The organism is Shewanella canadensis (assembly GCF_003966225.1).
GTDB classification, from domain to species: Bacteria; Pseudomonadota; Gammaproteobacteria; order Enterobacterales; family Shewanellaceae; genus Shewanella; species Shewanella canadensis.
In genome coordinates, this window is record NZ_RXNU01000001.1 from 431,602 (window position 1) to 449,020 (window position 17,419).

Below are 17,419 nucleotides of genomic sequence, written 5' to 3' on the forward strand. Positions count from 1 at the left end.
TAGCCTTAGCTTCAAGAGTCAAAATATTATGACAATACAGATATTACCGCCGCAATTGGCAAACCAAATAGCGGCGGGGGAAGTTGTCGAAAGACCCGCCTCTGTGATTAAAGAGCTGGTTGAAAATAGTCTGGATGCCGGTGCCACTCGCGTCGATATAGAGATCGAGAAAGGCGGCAGTAAGCTGATTAAAATTCACGACAATGGCTCTGGGATCTCAAAAGAAGAGCTAGGCCTTGCCCTGTCGAGACACGCCACCTCAAAACTCAGCTCTCTCGATGATCTTGACGCTATCCTCAGCTTCGGGTTTCGTGGTGAGGCGTTAGCGAGTATCAGCTCCGTTTCCCGGTTAACCTTAACTTCCCGAACAGCCAACCAAGTTGAAGCCTGGCAAGCCTATGCTGAAGGCTCTGATATGGCGGTGAAAGTGATACCTGCCGCTCATCCGGTGGGCTCGACCGTTGAAGCTGTCGATCTGTTTTTCAATACGCCTGCGAGAAGACGATTTCTTAAGAGTGATAAAACAGAATTCACCCATATCGATGAGTGGCTTAAACGTATTGCCTTGGTGCGCAGCGATATTCACTTCACCCTCAAGCACAACGGCAAGGTGGTGCGAAACTATCGAGCTACCGACACTCAAGAGCAATATCTGCAGCGTTTAGCTCAGATCAGTGGCAAAAAGTTTGCTGAGCAAGCGATAGAGATTAACTGTCAGCACGATGATCTTAAGTTAACAGGCTATATTCAATCTCCTTTTTTTGAAACGCCGGCGAGTGATACTCAATATTTTTATGTTAATGGCAGGTTGGTACGTGACAGGCTGGTTAATCACGCCGTCAGACAAGCATTTGCCGAGCATGTGACCGGGGAGCAAGCAAGCTATGTATTGATGCTTGAGCTAGACCCACATCAGGTGGATGTTAATGTTCACCCGGCAAAACATGAAGTTAGGTTTCATCAGAGTCGTTACGTGCATGACTATATTTTTCAAGCCCTACAATCGGCTCTTCATCAAGTCGGTAGGTTAGCTATCGATTCAACGAATAAGCGCGATACAGATTCTCGTCCACAGACTAATGAGACAGGAAATAGCGGCTATGGCGTTGCTGAGTCCGGTCATTCACGACATGATTATTCACATCAGACTTCACCAGGCACGGAAGCAAGCCGTGAGCGCTTTTCTTCACCTATTTCGGCTATGCCTTCTTATGCTTCCAAGGCGCAGGGCTCGGGGGGAGGTGCGCCTTCATCTTATCGCCCACAAGCTGAATTGCCCAGTGCCGAGGCGATAGCATCCTATGGAGAGCTATTAAAGACACCGAATGTGGTTCAAGAGAATAGAGGGAACAAGGAGCTTCAAGCAAATGCAGCAATGCCGCCAATCTTGGCGGGTAAGTATTGGGTCCTGACTCAGGAAGAGTTGCTGTTATTACTGCCCATTAAAATTGTATCGACCTGGCTTTTGCAACACGAAATTTCAAATAAACTCGATAGTGGTCTGGTTAGCCAACCATTATTGATGCCGGTTTCTATCGCTATGGACGAGATTTGGAGTGATACACTGGCCGAAAGAGAATTAATGCTCAGAAAAATAGGAATTGAAGTAACAATTCGTCTCGGGCAGTTGATTATAAAGAAAGTGCCCCCATATTTAAGACAGAGCCAATTAGTAACAGTGATACCAGATTTACTACAGTGGCTCAGGTTCGAAGAACCGAATAATGAAGCATTGGCTTCCTGGCTTGCAAAACATGACGATAAGCGATTTGAGTCTGCACCGGATACCTGGTTAGCGTTTAGTCAGTTAGATGACAATGACCGGGATGAATTAATTAAGAAGGCTAAGGTTTTACCTTGGCAATCATGGCTGGAAGAGCACCCGAGTGACTGAACAGAATATGCCAAAAATCTTGACGTTAATGGGGCCTACCGCCTCAGGCAAAACGGCATTAGCGATTGACTTGGTTCAAAAGCACAACTGTGAAATTATTTCAGTTGATTCTGCACTTATCTACCGCTCAATGGATATCGGTACTGCGAAACCCAGTGCCGATGAACTTGCCGCTGCGCCGCATAGATTGATAGATATACGGGATCCGGCAGAAAGTTATTCGGCAGCCGATTTCAGAAACGATGCGCTGCGTGAAATAGAACTGATACTAAAGGCTGGGAAAACACCACTGTTAGTTGGTGGAACCATGATGTATTTTAAGGCTTTATTGGAAGGGCTTTCACCACTTCCTGGTGCCGATGAAGCTGTCCGTGCACAAATTGCCACAGAGGCAGAGCAGCGTGGGTGGCTAGATATGCATGATGAACTTAAACGGCTTGATCCTGTCTCAGCTGAACGTATTCATCCCAACGACCCTCAAAGGTTAATCAGGGCGCTGGAAGTATGCAGGATCAGTGGAAAGTCACTAACCGAATTGAGTCAAATTAAGTCAGAGCCTCTGCCTTATGATGTCGTTCAATTTGCGATATCACCAAAAGATCGAAAAGTGTTACATTTTTCTATAGAAGAAAGATTCAAATTGATGTTAAATCAAGGTTTCGTAGATGAAGTTCGCGCCCTGAAAGAACGAGGTGACCTGAATCTGACGCTTCCTTCGATGAGGTGTGTAGGTTATAGACAGTGCTGGCAATATCTGGATGGTGAATACGACTATGATACGATGGTCGAAAAAGCCATTGTTGCTACTAGGCAATTAGCCAAGCGTCAATTAACATGGTTGAGAGGCTGGCCTGAGTTAAATTGGCTGGAAAGTGGTGTAGATTCTAATCTAAATACCGTATTGCGACATTGTCGCTAGCTAATTAGGCTTCACTATATAATACTAAAACCAAACAAAAAGTTAGGTTGTATTAGTTTTACTACTTATTTTAAATAAAAAGGAAATTATAAAATGGCAAAGGGGCAATCTTTACAAGACCCGTTTTTGAACGCACTGCGCCGTGAGCGCGTTCCTGTTTCAATTTATCTTGTTAATGGCATTAAGTTACAAGGACAAGTTGAGTCATTTGACCAATTTGTTATTTTGTTGAAAAACACGGTAAGCCAAATGGTTTACAAGCACGCTATCTCTACAGTTGTGCCTGCTCGCCCATTTAACGTTAACAGTCATACTGCGGCACCTAGCCCAGCTGGCGGTTTTAATGGTCAGCAAGAAGATAACAACGACCAATAATTGATAAGGAGTTTGCTTTTTGTTTGAGCGTTATGAGGCGGGAGAGAATGCGGTTCTTGTCCATATCGACTTTCCCGATGAGGATAGTAGGGAGGATCTAGTCGAACTCCAATTATTGGTAGAGTCGGCAGGAGCCCAGTCAATCGGGGTGATAACAGGAAGTCGCCGATCACCGGACCGAAAATTCTTCGTAGGTTCGGGAAAGGCCGAAGAGTTAGCTGCATTGGTTGCAGCGACAGAAGCAAATGTGGTGATTTTTAATCATGCACTGAGTCCCGCTCAGGAGCGAAATCTTGAGCAGTTATGCCAATGTCGTGTGCTGGACCGCACTACTCTCATTTTAGATATTTTTGCCCAGAGGGCACGCACGTACGAAGGTAAGTTGCAGGTGGAGCTAGCGCAGTTACGCCATATGTCGACACGCCTGATACGCGGCTGGACCCATCTTGAGAGGCAAAAAGGCGGAATCGGTCTTCGGGGACCTGGGGAAACTCAGCTCGAAACTGATAGACGTTTGTTACGTGGACGGATCAGAACGATTAACCGTCGTTTGGATAAAGTAGATAAGCAGCGAGAGCAGAGCCGACGCGCGAGACGCCGTAGTGATTTAGCTACTGTATCTTTGGTCGGATATACCAATGCCGGCAAATCTACACTGTTTAATTCGCTAACGGCATCAGATGTATATGCCGCCGATCAGCTTTTTGCCACACTTGATCCTACCTTGAGAAAGTTAGAGTTAAGAGATGGTGGGATTATTTTAGCTGATACCGTTGGTTTTATTCGCCACCTACCCCATGATTTAGTGGCAGCATTTAAGGCAACATTACAAGAGACACGAGAAGCGGATCTTTTACTTCATATTGTTGATTGTGCCGATGAGGATATGGGAGATAACTTTGAGCAAGTTCAAAAAGTGCTCAAAGAGATAGGTGCCGAAGAGATTCCGCAATTGGTCGTTTGTAATAAGATTGACCTGTTAGAGGATGTAAGCCCGAAGATCGATTATGACTCCGAAGGCATACCGACACGAGTCTGGGTATCTGCCCAGCAGCAAAAAGGTTTGGAACAACTAAAGGAAGCTATCAACGATCTTGTTGGTAAGACGAATTTAGAATTAACCTTGCAAATTCCAGCAACAGCTGGACATTATCTTGGTCAGTTTTACAGACTTGATGTGATACAGCAGAAAGAGTACGACGATCTGGGGAACTGTATCTTATCTGTTCGTTTGTTGGAGGCCGATTGGCGACGACTGATGAAACAGAGCCAAGGGGAGTTAGAGACCTTTGTTGTCGAGAATACGGCAGTTGAGTAGGTTTTTAGTAATCTCATTTATTTCACGTACCTATGGAGTGCTAAATGGCTTGGAACGAGCCCGGTAACAAGGGAAAAGACCCTTGGGGGAATAAAAACGGTAACGATAAGGGACCACCAGATCTCGATGAAGTTTTTCGTAATATCTCGAAACGCTTTGGTGGTAGAAAAGGCAGTGGGTCAGGACCTGGAGTCAGCTCATTTGGTCTTGTCATTGTCTTGGGCATCGCACTTGTAGTATGGGGACTTTCGGGTTTCTATACCGTCAAGGAAGCTGAGAGAGGTGTTGCCTTGAGGTTCGGTGAGTACATTGGTGAAGTCGATCCTGGCTTACAATGGAAAGCGACCTTCATCGATGACGTTTATCCGGTGAATGTGAGTACTGTTCGCTCAATTCCTGCTTCAGGAAGCATGCTGACGGCTGATGAGAATGTGGTTTTAGTTGAACTCGATGTTCAGTATCGAGTTGTCGATGCATACCGCTTCCTGTTCAGTGCTGTTGATGCTAATGCAAGCTTGCGTGAAGCAACAGACAGTGCGTTGCGTTACGTTGTCGGCCATAACAAAATGGATGACATCTTAACGACGGGGCGTGATCAGATCCGCCGTGATACCTGGGAGGAGGTCGAGCGTATTATCGAGCCTTATAAGCTAGGTATTAACATTGTTGACGTTAACTTCTTGCCTGCACGTCCACCTGAAGAGGTGAAGGATGCATTCGATGATGCTATCTCTGCACAGGAAGATGAGCAGCGCTTTATTCGTGAAGCCGAGGCTTATGCCCGCGCTATCGAACCTAAGGCTCGTGGTCAGGTTCAGCGCATGGAGCAGCAGGCTAACGCTTATAAACAGCGTGAAGTCTTAGAATCCAAAGGTAAAGTTGCTAAATTCAACTTGTTGTTACCTGAGTATAAGGCTGCGCCGGGAGTGACGCGTGAGCGTTTGTACTTAGACGCTATGCAGGAAGTATTAAGTGGCACGAGCAAGGTGTTAGTGGATGCTAAGAGTAGTGGCAACATGATGTATCTGCCTTTAGATAAGCTGATGCAGAAGAGTCAGTCGAATACTAAGCCTCGTACAATGAGTTCTAATTCATCGATGAGCTCATCAAATGAGATTGTTGGTCAGAACAGTTTGCCGCTCGATTCTCGTCCGTCTCGCAGCGATAGAACTCGCCAAGGGAGGAATTAAGAATGGGTAGATTAACTGCGATTATTGCAGCGGTACTTGTGGCAGTGTTCTTGTCCTCTATTTTGATTGTTAACGAAGGCGAGAGAGCGATCGTTTCTCGATTCGGTAAGATCTTAAAAGATGATGGCGTGACTCGCATCTATGAACCTGGTTTGCATATTAAGTTGCCTATGATCGATAAGATTAAGTTTCTTGATTCGCGTATCCAGACGATGGATGGTGCTGCTGATAGATTCGTGACATCAGAGAAGAAAGACCTTATGGTCGATTCTTATGTGAAGTGGCGAATTCTTGATCACGAAAAGTATTATCTGTCGACTAATGGCGGTATTAAAGCCAATGCCGAGTCTCTACTTCAGCGTAAGATCAATAACGACCTTCGTACCGAGTTTGGTCGCCGCACGATCAAAGAGATCGTTTCCGGTAGCCGTGACGAGCTACAGCAAGATGCATTGAAGAACGCATCTGAAAGTGCTGCGGATCTGGGTATTGAAGTCGTCGATGTGCGAGTGAAGCAGATTAACCTACCGGCAAACGTGAGTTCGAGTATCTATCAACGTATGCGTGCAGAGCGTACTGCGGTAGCGAAAGAGCACAGAGCGCAAGGTATGGAGCAGGCTGAGATCATTCGTGCTAAGACTGATGCTTCGGTCACCATCATGTTAGCTGAGGCTCAACGTAAAGCGCTTGAAGTTCGAGGCGAAGGTGATGCAACAGCCGCTAAAATTTATGCCGATGCTTTCTCTCAAGATCCTGAGTTTTATAGTTTCGTGCGTAGTCTTGAAGCTTATAAGTCAAGCTTCGAGAGTGACTCTAACGTGATGGTACTAGAGCCAGATAGCGAGTTCTTCAAGTATATGAAGAGCTCTCAAGGTAAATAATACCATTTGAATTAAAAGCCCGACTCTGGTCGGGCTTTTTTTTGCTTACTCACCCTAACTCACTAATTTAGTGATAAATGTTATTCTTGTTTTCCCCTTCATTCTGATACATTTTCAGCAAAATTACCTCTAAATTCAGATGATTTATGAGCCGAACTCGGTATTTTCCTACCTTAGTTAACTTTGTTTATAGTTTTACTATGATCCAGCTCAAATTTTTGGGTATAATGAGCCCCGCTTCAAATTAGAATTTTGAGCTTTGGGGTGTAACCCGATTTTCAAAAAATATTTAAAATAAAAATTCCAACACTCTCTGGAGATAAGTGGATGAGCAATGCGCCAGTCGATACCGGACGTCGCAGATTTCTGACTGCAGCCACTGCCGTAGTAGGTGGTGTAGGTGCCGTCGCTGTAGCGGTTCCTTTTATAAAGTCATGGAATCCGAGTGCCAAAGCGAAAGCTGCAGGTGCGCCGGTTGAAGTAAATATTAGTAAAGTAGAGCCGGGTCAGCTGATCCGTGTAGAATGGCGTGGAAAGCCTGTATGGGTTGTACGTCGTACTGAAGAGATCTTGAAAAACCTCGCCACTCTTGATGACCAATTACGCGATCCAGCATCAGCAGAAGAGCAACAGCCTGCTTATGCTCAAAACGCCGTTCGCTCTATCAATCCTGAGTACTTTATTGCCGTAGGTTTATGTACTCACTTAGGTTGTTCTCCTACCTATCTGCCTGACACCTTTGGTGAGCAGGTTGAGGGTGTACCTTCCGGTTTCTTCTGCCCATGTCATGGTTCCAAGTTTGATATGGCCGGTCGAGTATTCCAGGGGGTTCCGGCTCCATTGAACCTGGTCGTTCCACCTCACCAGTATATCGACGATGGTAATGTCATCATCGGTGTTGATCAGGGAGCAGTCTAATGGTTAAGAATATTGTTGATTGGATCGATGCTCGCATCCCTATGACGGCCACCTATAACCGTCATATTGGTCACTATGCGACGCCGACTAACTTTAACTTTTGGTATTTCTTTGGTTCATTAGCTATGTTGGTACTGGTTAACCAGTTACTAACGGGTATCTGGCTGACAATGAACTATGTGCCAACGGCCGAAGGTGCGTTTGCATCGATCGAATATATTATGCGTGATGTTGAGTACGGTTGGTTGTTGCGTTATATGCACTCTACCGGTGCCTCGGCATTTTTTGTCGTTATCTATCTGCACATGTTCCGTGGCTTAATCTACGGCTCTTACCAGAAGCCCAGAGAACTACTCTGGCTCTTCGGTATGCTTATCTTCCTCGTGTTGATGGCGGAAGCCTTTATGGGTTACTTGCTACCTTGGGGACAGATGTCTTACTGGGGCGCACAGGTCATTATCTCATTGTTTGGCGCTATCCCGGTTATCGGTGATGACTTAACACTGTGGATCCGAGGTGACTTCGTCGTCTCCGGAGCGACATTGAACCGCTTCTTTGCCTTGCATGTCATCGCACTGCCGCTGGTTTTGGTTGTATTGGTTTTCCTACACTTGATTGCCTTGCACGAAGTGGGTTCAAATAACCCCGATGGTATCGAGATTAAGAAGAACAAAGACGAGAATGGCTGGCCTAAAGATGGTATCCCATTCCACCCTTACTACACAGTTAAAGATATTTTAGGAACCGCTGGCTTCTTAATCGTCTTCTGTTATGTACTCTTCTTCATGCCTGAAGGCGGCGGTTACTTCCTCGAAGGGCCAAACTTCGAAGCGGCTAACCCGATGAAGACGCCTGAGCATATTGCACCAGTCTGGTACTTCACTCCTTTCTACGCCATCTTACGTGCGATTCCTGATAAGTTATTAGGTGTCGTCGGCATGGGGCTTGCGATTGCAGTTCTGTTTGTACTGCCTTGGTTAGATCGTTGTAAAGTTAAGTCCGTTCGTTACCGTAGCTTGATCCATAAGTTGAATATTGGCCAGTTTGCCGTGTCATTTGTTGTCTTGGGTTATTTAGGTGCAGTCCCTGCGACGCCTGAACTGACAATTGCTGCGCGTATCTTTACTCTGACTTACTTCGGTTTCTTCCTACTGCTTTGGATTTACAGTAAGAATGAGAAGACTAAGCCTGTTCCTGAGAGGTTGACTCACTAATGAAAAAATTACTTATTGCATTAGTTACCTTAGTTCCATCTCTAGCGTTTGCTGCTGGCGGATCACACGTACACTTAGAGAGTGCTAATATTGATCTAAATGACAAAGAGTCTTTGCAGCGCGGTGTTGGTCTGTTTCAACACAACTGCTCTGGCTGTCACAGCACTCAGTATCAACGTTATAGCCGTGTTGCCGAAGATTTAGACATTTCTATCGATGATATGCGAAGCAAGTATATGTTCGATGAGAATGCTAAGCCTGGCGATCTGATGCAGAATGCGATACCGGAAGTCGATGCGGCTAGATGGTTTGGTGCTACGCCACCGGATCTGACTTTAGTTGCACGAGTTCGTGGTGAAGATTGGGTTTACACTTACTTGAAGGGCTTTTATAAAGATGAGAACCGTCCTTTTGGTGTCAACAATACAGTCTTTCCCGCAGTAGGTATGCCTCATGTTCTCGAATATCTGCAAGGACTTCCTGTAAAGCAAGTTGTTAAGCAGGAAGACGGGACTGAAGTGACTACTTTGGTTGCCACTGGCGGTAAGCTATCGGCTGAAGAGTATGACCAAGTGGTACGCGACATCACTGGATTCCTGGTTTACTCAGGGGACCCTGTAAAACTTGAGCGTGAAAGCTTAGGTTGGTGGGTGATGGGCTTCCTGTTTATCTTTTTCGTCATCGCTTATCTGTTGAAGAAAGAGTACTGGAAAGATGTACACTAACCCCTTTAAAGGTTAGAATGTATTATCCGCATATTGTAAACGGGGGGCTTTGCCCCTCGTTTGCTTTTTGTTTTTTTGCTTTTACTTCTTAGTCCCGGAGGGTATCAATGGCTGTTGCTGCCAATAAACGCTCAATCATGACCCTGTATTCAGGTGCAGATGATCTCTATAGTCACCAAGTTCGTATCGTCTTGGCTGAAAAGGGGGTAACTGTTGATGTGCTACAGGTTGATCCAAGTGAGATGCCTGAAGATTTAATCGAACTAAACCCTTATAACACAGTGCCTACACTAGTTGACCGCGAGTTAGTGCTTTATAACTCTCGTATCATCATGGAGTACTTGGACGAGCGTTTCCCGCATCCGCCTCTTATGCCCGTTTATCCGGTATCTCGTGGTCGTACACGTTTAATGATGAACCGTATCGAAACTGATTGGTACTCATTAGTCGATCGTATCAGAAGTGGTGATCGTGCCGATGAAGCCCGCAAAGAGCTTAAAGAGAGCCTAACCGCTATCGCTCCGGTATTCTCTGAGATGCCATACTTTATGGCCGAAGAGTTTGGATTGGCCGATTGCTATCTTGGTCCACTGCTATGGCGTTTACCTGTACTCGGTATCGAGCTAGATATGCGTACAGCTAAAGAAGTTAAGGCCTACATGACACGCTTGTTCGATCGTGAGTCATTTAAAGCATCTTTAACTGAGACCGAGCGCGAAATGCGCATGGGTATCTAATGAAACCTATGACCCCGAACCGTCCATACTTGCTGCAAGCATATTATGACTGGTTGATGGATAATGAGTTAACGCCACATGTTGTCGTCGACGCCTATGTGCCGGGTACTCAGGTTCCACAACAGTATGTGAAAGATGGTCAAATTGTACTTAATATTACCGCTTCAGCTGTAGGCAACCTACAGATTGGACATGATTTTATTGAGTTCAGTGCTCGTTTTGGTGGTGTTCCTCAGCAAGTTGTTTTGCCAATGGCTGCAATTGTTGCTATCTATGCCAGAGAAAATGGTGCAGGTACGGTTTTTGATATGGAAGAAGCATATCAACTTGAAGATGAGTCTGTTGAAGCAGGATTAACCGTTGTTGAAGAAGCAACTGATGATCCTGTGCTGACAGAAGAAGCTCCTCAAGCACCAGAACCTAAGCGTCGAGGTCACCTCACATTGGTTAAGTAGTTTCTTACCCTCCCGAAAAAGCCAGTCAATGACTGGCTTTTTTTATGCTTGCAGTATCTCATCTTTAAGATTATTGGCTTAAGATCACTCAAGGTTTATCGAGTGAGGTGATCAAGGCTTCGCACTGTGGTAGCATCTGCGGCCAATTATAATGACATATTTCATCTATAGGATATCGGAACCTCTATGCTCTTGATGATCGATAATTACGACTCGTTTACCTTCAATCTAGTGCAGTATTTTCAGCAACTAGGTCAAGAGGTCGTTGTTAAGCGTAATGATGAGATCACTATTGAACAGATTGCATCGTTGAAACCGACTCACTTAGTGATCTCTCCGGGTCCCTGTACCCCCAACGAAGCGGGGGTTTCACTGTCAGCGATAGAATATTTTGCCGGCAAATTACCGGTATTGGGTGTCTGCTTGGGTCATCAAGCTATCGCACAAGTATTTGGTGCGAATGTGATTCGAGCGAAGCGGGTCATGCATGGTAAAACGAGTGTCATAGAACATCTGGGTGAAGGACTATTTTCTAAGCTTAATAACCCACTGACAGTGACGCGTTATCACTCCCTGCTGGTAGACTCAGTGCCCGAGCAGTTTAAGTTGGATGCCTGGTATGACGATCCGGTTCACGGCATGGAGATCATGGCCATGAGACATAAGACCTTGCCTATCTATGGGGTTCAGTTTCACCCCGAGTCTGTGCTTACCGAGCAAGGCCATGAGCTTTTGCATAACTTTTTAGAGCTTGAGGCTCAGGTTATTGCAGCGGTTGATATTTCTCATGTATGAGCGGCTTTAGCCGCGACTGTTTCAGTGCTGAAAGGTTTGAATGTTTTAAGCAATAGTCGTCATCCCTATCCTGGTTTAAATCTCTGTTACAAGTTTTATAAATATTCCTCATTCAACGCCATTCCATTTGTGATATAAATATCCGCAAAATAATACCAACGAGCCTTGCCTTTGTATGAGGTATTGATGTTCGTTGAAAAACAATAAAGGAAGGGAAATGACAGGACTGATGCGTAACTCTGGTCTTAGCTTAATTGCGATAGCAATATTAGGTGGCTGTGCGAGCAGTGAAAATCATTCTACGGCACAGAAGCAAGCAAGCCATACCAATATTCAAGTCCAACTCGCTACACCTCCTAAGGTCGGAGCAAATCTGACCTTGAATCAGATCATGGCTAATCCCGACTGGATGGGAATAATGGCTAAGGGCGCGTACTGGGGAGATGACAGCCAGAGTATCTTCTTTACGAGGCAAGCGCATGGTGCACCAATAAAAGATTATTATCGCCAGAATGTGACTGCCGCTGAGGCGACCCTGCTGAATTTGGACCAATTGCATCATGCCGATCAAGAGTCCGGAGTCTTTGATAAGAACAGAAGCCGAAAAGCCTACATATATCAGGGTAACCTCTTCGTAAAGGAGTTAGCTACGGGGCAGATTATTCAGCTTACGAGGCAAAATGACAATGTAGATGGGGTACGATTTTTAACTAATGGTGATATTGGCTTCTGGCAGGGAGACACCGTTTTTCGTATTCATCAAGACTCGGGTATGTTTGAGCAACTGGCAAGCATCAAGATGGCAGTTAAGCCTAAAGGCGTTGAGGCTCCGACGAGCTATATTGCCAAACAGCAACATAGATTGATCCAGTATATTGCTATGCAGCAAGATAATGCGAAGAAAACTGAAGAGTATCAGAACGAACTTAGCAAGTTAGATCCCACGCTTGCCGCAAAAGCCTGGTACTTGGGGGATAAAGAGACGGTGTCAGACTTAAGCCTCTCTCCCGACGGTCGTTACCTGCTCTTGTCATTAATTGATAAAGATTACAGTTGGCGTAGTGAACATGACATCATGCCTAATTATCTGGGGAAAGATGGCTATGTTGATGCCGTTCCTGCAAGGGCTCGTGTTGCCGAAGATAACCCACCCGGGGAGCGTTTAGTATTACTCGACCTTCAAACTCATAGTTTAAAGGAAATCACTATCGAAGGTCTTGAAGGTTTCGACGAAGATGTCCTGGCTGGGGTTAAGTCTGAAAATGCCAAGTTAGCGGGCGACACTTATAAGAGTGAAAAGTCACCTCGTAAGATCCAACTTATGCAGGATTGGGGCTGGTCTCAAAGTGCCGTTCAATGGCAAGAGTCTGCCAATCGGGTCGCCATCATGCTCGAAGCTGTCGATAATAAAGATCGCTGGATAGCGACACTGGATCTAGAGAAGGGATCCATGAAGACCCAACACAGACTGCATGATGAAGCTTGGGTTAACTATAACTTCAATCAGTTTGGCTGGTTGCCTGAAACTAATAACCTCTATTATCTCTCCGAGGAAACCGGCTATTCACATATCTATGTTAAGCAAGCGGGTAAACAAGCCGAGCCTCTCACACAGGGTAAGTTTGTCGTAAGTGACATCACCTTAGGTCCTAAGGCTCAATTTATCTACTACAAGGCTAATAAGCAGCATCCTGGCATAGATAACGTGTATCGGGTCTCTATTAAGACGGGGAAAGATGAGCAATTAACCCAGTGGGATGGACAACTCGATTATACTTTGAGCCCTGATGGAAACAGTCTGCTACTCAACGCGTCTCGTCGAACTGAGCCTGGAGAGTTATTTATTCAGACTATCGGTGGTGATATTCAGCAACTGACTTCATACACCAGTGACGCCTTCAAGAAGTATCAGTGGCAAGCCCCCAAAGTGGTTGCTGTACCTTCAACTCATGGCGCCGAAGATATCTATGCGCGAGTCTACCTTCCGCAAGGGTATGACAAGAGTCGAAGTGAGAAGTATCCTGCGGTGATCTTCAATCATGGCGCAGGCTACCTTCAAAATGCTCATTACGGCTTCTCTGGTTATTTCAGAGAGTTTATGTTCCATAACCTGTTAACTCAGCAAGGTTATGTGGTTCTGGACATGGATTATCGCGGTTCTAAAGGCTATGGACGTGACTGGCGTACAGCAGTGTATCGCAACATGGGACACCCTGAAGTTGAGGATTTGAAAGATGGTGTGAGCTGGATGGCCGCCCAAACTAATGTTGATGCAAGTAAAGTCGGCACCTATGGCGGCTCCTATGGGGGCTTCCTGACCTTCATGGCACTGTTTACAGAGCCTGAGCTTTTCCAGGCCGGTGCCGCACTGCGTCCAGTGACGGATTGGGCACACTACAATGCACCATATACCTCAAATATACTTAACACCCCTGATGTAGACCCTATTGCCTTTGAACGAAGCTCACCCATAGAGCATGCTCAGGGGCTGCAAAAACCACTACTCATCATGAGTGGCGTATTAGATGACAACGTCTTCTTCCAGGATAGTGTTCGCCTGGTACAGCGCTTAATTGAGTTAGAGAAGCCGATGTTCGAGACAGCAATTTACCCGGTAGAGCCTCACGGGTTTAAGCAACCTTCGAGTTGGCTGGATGAATACCGTCGTATCTATAAACTATTTGAGCAGGAGCTGAAATAAGTTACGGTTAGAATAATAAAAGGTCTCTATTTAGAGACCTTTTTTATGGGACTCCTGAACATTTTTGGTCGATTCAAAAGCCCTGCTGCTAAATTTGGATATTTAAACGAGTGATAAATCAACATTTGAGATATTCGTTTAGTTGAAACTCCATCATAATCAGTGGATTCAGGATAAATTATGCTAAATTATAGTGATAGATAACGATTGGAGAGATGCAGACAGTGGCGATATCGGTAGCGGGGGGGGTTAGACCCGGGAAAGTCATAGAGATTGAGCATAGGCTATACCAGCAACTCATTGTTGGTAAGCAAAAGTCTGGATCTATGTATGATGAGCTCGATGCCGAACTTGAGGCCGACGCGAGTAAGCTTGCTATCGAACGGGAAGCTATTCTGGAAAGGTTGGCGAAGCAGATCCAGGCTAAACAGGTATTTGAAGAGGTTTCCACTCAACTGATAAACACGGTTAATAATGCGATAGGACATCAGTTAGTATCGCCCGATTCGATACTCACCTACTCGGGAATTAACGAAAATCAACTGCTTATTTTAGAGCTTTTGCAGCGTAAAAATCTGGATCTTAATCGTCTTAGCCCACTTATAAGCGAACAGGCTTGGCTTGCAAGAGATCTGCTTAATATCGTCAACAGCCCCTCTTTCAGACACCGTAGGCCACAACGCTCCGATGTTAAAGTTACCGATATTAAGCTGGTGCTTAACTTCATTGGTGTCGAAAACCTTAAATTACTGATCCCCTATTTCTGTCTTCGAAATTGGTTACCCTCAGGCCATGCTAATCTGTTGTGGACCACCAGAAAATTATGGCGTTATTCTGTTGTTAGTGCGATTGCAGCCCAAGCATTAGCTAAGCTGCATGATGTTGATGGTTCATTTGTTTATACCTGTACGTTACTTAGTCAGATGGGCGCTTCCGTCGTACTAAAAAACAGCGCTAAGTTGTTCGAGGAGATCTGGGGGGAATGGCTTCGTGAAGCCAGTGACAGTCGAGATAAAGAACTATATGACGCTGTTATAGCAACCGAATTTCCAGCCGAAAAAGTATATCAATTAGTACTGCAGCATGGGAGTTCGCTCAATTGGCAACTGCTCTATCAATTGAATTTTGAAGATAGTGCTATGGCCAAAGTGTTAGCCGAACTTGATAATAATCTGAGCTATAAAGAGCTTTCTGAAGGGGCGGCTATGGTGGCCCGAGCGAACTGTTTTGCCAAAATAGTCTTGCTGGAGGAGATGCGACAAATTACCCCCCAAGAGAAACGGATAATGTTCGATTATTATGAGCTTTCTGAGCAAGAGATTATTCGTTTAAAAGGCCAAAATTACCGTAAGTTAGATATCATTTAAGGTATATACCCAAACTACCTGAAAATGCTCGTTTCAGAGGCTTTTCGCGAGTTCAATTCTAGACGCATTGGTGTAGGAATGGTGATCCCTTTTAAGCTAATGCAACAACGAAGTGGGCTTGCGCAAAGCCTTCTACGATGGGTTTTAATGTGCTTTATTCTGCGTTATTGATTTTGCCAAGGGAACAACCATTACCTACAATCAATGTCTTGCCTAAAGCGCATTAAATTCCCACTGAATCCTGCATTTCCAAGTGGCTTGGGTATATCACACTCCCCAACTTTGTTTTTCCTTCGTCTTGATTTCTTAATTTACTCCTTAAAAAAGAAGTTAATCTCATCTTCGTCTGGTGTTTTGTTCGGTTATTTATGCAGGCAGCCTGCATACTTAGCCTAATTCGTCTCAAATAACTTTTTTTATGACTAATTATGCTTAAAACCCCCGCCATAAGCGCTTGTATAATTCTTAAACTCAACTCTTTATGCATTAAATGTGCACTGATGTTCGTACTTGAGTGTAAGAAACTGGTATTTTGATCACATTTTCGTTATTAATGTCACTTAAGCAATCTAAATAATCACCGCCATCAAGACTTTTGATAATGATAAAAGGCGGGAAGTAGTGGCTTTCAGAGCCATTAACAATAATAAAGGATGAGAAGGTATGAGCGTAAACAACACCCTGACAAGAGCCCAATTTGATGAAGTGATGGTGCCTAACTATGCGCCTTCGGCAGTAATTCCTGTTCGTGGAGAAGGTAGCCGAGTTTGGGATCAAGAGGGTAATGAGTTTATCGATTTTGCCGGCGGCATCGCAGTGAACTGTTTAGGGCACTGTCACCCGGCACTGGTTGGTGCATTGAAAGAACAAGGTGAGAAACTATGGCACCTTTCGAATGTGATGACTAATGAACCCGCTCTCGAACTTGCAACAAAGCTGGTTAACGCTACGTTTGCCGATCGTGTGTACTTTGCTAACTCAGGTGCAGAAGCTAACGAAGCGGCACTTAAACTGGTTCGTCGTTATGCTATGGATAAGTTTGGCGTTGAGAAAGATCAAATCATCGCTTTCGATAAGGCGTTCCATGGTCGTACTTTCTTCACCGTTAGTGTTGGTGGCCAAGCGGCATACTCTGATGGCTTCGGTCCTAAGCCACAGGGCATTACGCACGTACCATTCAATGATATTGCCGCTCTCGAAGCCGTGATCTCAGATAAGACTTGCGCCATTATGATGGAGCCGCTTCAAGGTGAAGGCGGGATCATCGATGCAGACCCTGAATTCCTCAAAGCTGTTCGTTCTTTGTGTGATAAGCACAATGCCCTACTTGTATTCGATGAAGTTCAAACCGGTGTTGGCCGTTTGGGTGAGTTATATGCCTACATGCGCTCAGATGTTATCCCTGACGTACTGACTACGGCGAAGGCACTTGGCGGCGGATTCCCGATTGCGGCTATGTTAACCACTAAAGATATTGCCGAACATCTTAAGATTGGTACTCATGGTTCGACCTATGGTGGTAATCCATTGGCGTGCGCCATAGCTAATGCCGTACTCGATGTGGTTAATACTCCAGAGGTATTGCAAGGCGTAAAAGTACGTGAGCAGTTACTGCGTGATGGTCTAAATAAGATAAACGAAAAGTATGATGTTTTCACTGAAGTGCGTGGTCAGGGACTATTACTAGGTGCTGTGCTCAATGATAAATACCTGGGCCGTGCTAAAGAGTTCTTGGTCGCTGCTACTGCCGAAGGCCTAATGAGCCTAATCGCAGGGGCAAACGTTGTTCGTTTCACTCCTTCTCTGGTTATTCCTGAAGCCGACATCGCCGAAGGTTTAGCACGCTTTGAACGTGCAGTTGCTAAAGTCGTTGCGGCCTAAATGACATGAAGAGTGCTGATTAATATCACGCACTCTTTTTTTGTCATTG

At 45.2% G+C, this 17,419-nt stretch carries 15 protein-coding genes; all 15 read left to right on the plus strand.

The features are described from left to right. The first annotated feature begins 28 nt into the window (after positions 1 to 28). The 15 genes from mutL to EKG38_RS01980 all read left to right on the plus strand — a co-directional run bounded on the left by mutL (position 29) and on the right by EKG38_RS01980 (position 17,370). Complete coding sequence (mutL, locus tag EKG38_RS01910) at positions 29 to 1,894, plus strand: DNA mismatch repair endonuclease MutL (RefSeq protein WP_126518145.1); 1,866 nt, start codon at positions 29 to 31, stop codon at positions 1,892 to 1,894. A 7-nt stretch (positions 1,895 to 1,901) separates the two neighbouring features. Then, the gene (gene miaA / locus EKG38_RS01915; protein WP_185826765.1) at positions 1,902 to 2,813 is read left to right on the plus strand and encodes a tRNA (adenosine(37)-N6)-dimethylallyltransferase MiaA; all 912 of its coding nucleotides are present in this window, start codon (positions 1,902 to 1,904) and stop codon (positions 2,811 to 2,813) included. 93 nt (positions 2,814 to 2,906) lie between these two features. Continuing rightward, positions 2,907 to 3,188, plus strand: coding sequence for an RNA chaperone Hfq (gene hfq / locus EKG38_RS01920; RefSeq protein WP_126518149.1), 282 nt, complete (start codon positions 2,907 to 2,909; stop codon positions 3,186 to 3,188). Between the two features lie 19 nt (positions 3,189 to 3,207). Then, positions 3,208 to 4,506 (plus strand): ribosome rescue GTPase HflX, encoded by a 1,299-nt coding sequence (gene hflX, locus EKG38_RS01925; RefSeq protein WP_126518151.1) that lies wholly within the window; start codon positions 3,208 to 3,210, stop codon positions 4,504 to 4,506. Between the two features lie 44 nt (positions 4,507 to 4,550). After that, the gene (gene hflK / locus EKG38_RS01930; RefSeq protein ID WP_126518153.1) at positions 4,551 to 5,696 is read left to right on the plus strand and encodes an FtsH protease activity modulator HflK; all 1,146 of its coding nucleotides are present in this window, start codon (positions 4,551 to 4,553) and stop codon (positions 5,694 to 5,696) included. A 2-nt stretch (positions 5,697 to 5,698) separates the two neighbouring features. Beyond that, positions 5,699 to 6,577 carry a protease modulator HflC gene (gene hflC / locus EKG38_RS01935; protein ID WP_126518155.1) on the plus strand — a complete coding sequence of 293 codons (879 nt, stop codon included), beginning with the start codon at positions 5,699 to 5,701 and terminating at the stop codon, positions 6,575 to 6,577. A gap of 327 nt (positions 6,578 to 6,904) precedes the next feature. Continuing rightward, positions 6,905 to 7,495 (plus strand): ubiquinol-cytochrome c reductase iron-sulfur subunit, encoded by a 591-nt coding sequence (petA, locus tag EKG38_RS01940; RefSeq protein WP_012141148.1) that lies wholly within the window; start codon positions 6,905 to 6,907, stop codon positions 7,493 to 7,495. Beyond that, positions 7,495 to 8,709: a cytochrome b gene (locus EKG38_RS01945; RefSeq protein ID WP_126518157.1), complete on the plus strand. Its 1,215-nt coding sequence runs from the start codon at positions 7,495 to 7,497 to the stop codon at positions 8,707 to 8,709. Before petA ends, EKG38_RS01945 begins: the two co-directional genes overlap by 1 nt. Next, on the plus strand, positions 8,709 to 9,434 hold the full coding sequence (locus EKG38_RS01950) for a cytochrome c1 (protein ID WP_126518159.1): 726 nt from the start codon (positions 8,709 to 8,711) through the stop codon (positions 9,432 to 9,434). Before EKG38_RS01945 ends, EKG38_RS01950 begins: the two co-directional genes overlap by 1 nt. Before the next feature lie 107 nt (positions 9,435 to 9,541). Then, the gene (gene sspA, locus EKG38_RS01955) at positions 9,542 to 10,171 is read left to right on the plus strand and encodes a stringent starvation protein SspA (protein ID WP_012141151.1); all 630 of its coding nucleotides are present in this window, start codon (positions 9,542 to 9,544) and stop codon (positions 10,169 to 10,171) included. After that, entirely contained in the window at positions 10,171 to 10,626 is a 456-nt protein-coding gene (locus EKG38_RS01960; protein WP_126518162.1) for a ClpXP protease specificity-enhancing factor, read from the plus strand. The genes sspA and EKG38_RS01960 overlap by 1 nt, the downstream gene beginning before the upstream one ends. 186 nt (positions 10,627 to 10,812) lie before the next feature. After that, on the plus strand, positions 10,813 to 11,421 hold the full coding sequence (locus EKG38_RS01965) for an anthranilate synthase component II (RefSeq protein WP_126518164.1): 609 nt from the start codon (positions 10,813 to 10,815) through the stop codon (positions 11,419 to 11,421). A 217-nt stretch (positions 11,422 to 11,638) separates the two neighbouring features. Then, positions 11,639 to 14,122 (plus strand): S9 family peptidase, encoded by a 2,484-nt coding sequence (locus EKG38_RS01970; protein WP_126518166.1) that lies wholly within the window; start codon positions 11,639 to 11,641, stop codon positions 14,120 to 14,122. A gap of 224 nt (positions 14,123 to 14,346) precedes the next feature. Continuing rightward, positions 14,347 to 15,489 carry an HDOD domain-containing protein gene (locus tag EKG38_RS01975; RefSeq protein ID WP_126518747.1) on the plus strand — a complete coding sequence of 381 codons (1,143 nt, stop codon included), beginning with the start codon at positions 14,347 to 14,349 and terminating at the stop codon, positions 15,487 to 15,489. A 663-nt stretch (positions 15,490 to 16,152) separates the two neighbouring features. Next, complete coding sequence (locus EKG38_RS01980) at positions 16,153 to 17,370, plus strand: aspartate aminotransferase family protein (protein WP_126518167.1); 1,218 nt, start codon at positions 16,153 to 16,155, stop codon at positions 17,368 to 17,370. Positions 17,371 to 17,419 lie beyond the last annotated feature (49 nt).

Coding starts and splice junctions, on each gene's coding strand:
- mutL (WP_126518145.1), top strand. CDS start 29: ATGACAATACAGATATTACCGCCGCAATTGGCAAACCAAATAGCGGCG.
- miaA (WP_185826765.1), top strand. CDS start 1,902: ATGCCAAAAATCTTGACGTTAATGGGGCCTACCGCCTCAGGCAAAACG.
- hfq (WP_126518149.1), top strand. CDS start 2,907: ATGGCAAAGGGGCAATCTTTACAAGACCCGTTTTTGAACGCACTGCGC.
- hflK (WP_126518153.1), top strand. CDS start 4,551: ATGGCTTGGAACGAGCCCGGTAACAAGGGAAAAGACCCTTGGGGGAAT.
- hflC (WP_126518155.1), top strand. CDS start 5,699: ATGGGTAGATTAACTGCGATTATTGCAGCGGTACTTGTGGCAGTGTTC.
- petA (WP_012141148.1), top strand. CDS start 6,905: ATGAGCAATGCGCCAGTCGATACCGGACGTCGCAGATTTCTGACTGCA.
- EKG38_RS01945 (WP_126518157.1), top strand. CDS start 7,495: ATGGTTAAGAATATTGTTGATTGGATCGATGCTCGCATCCCTATGACG.
- EKG38_RS01950 (WP_126518159.1), top strand. CDS start 8,709: ATGAAAAAATTACTTATTGCATTAGTTACCTTAGTTCCATCTCTAGCG.
- sspA (WP_012141151.1), top strand. CDS start 9,542: ATGGCTGTTGCTGCCAATAAACGCTCAATCATGACCCTGTATTCAGGT.
- EKG38_RS01960 (WP_126518162.1), top strand. CDS start 10,171: ATGAAACCTATGACCCCGAACCGTCCATACTTGCTGCAAGCATATTAT.
- EKG38_RS01965 (WP_126518164.1), top strand. CDS start 10,813: ATGCTCTTGATGATCGATAATTACGACTCGTTTACCTTCAATCTAGTG.
- EKG38_RS01970 (WP_126518166.1), top strand. CDS start 11,639: ATGACAGGACTGATGCGTAACTCTGGTCTTAGCTTAATTGCGATAGCA.
- EKG38_RS01980 (WP_126518167.1), top strand. CDS start 16,153: ATGAGCGTAAACAACACCCTGACAAGAGCCCAATTTGATGAAGTGATG.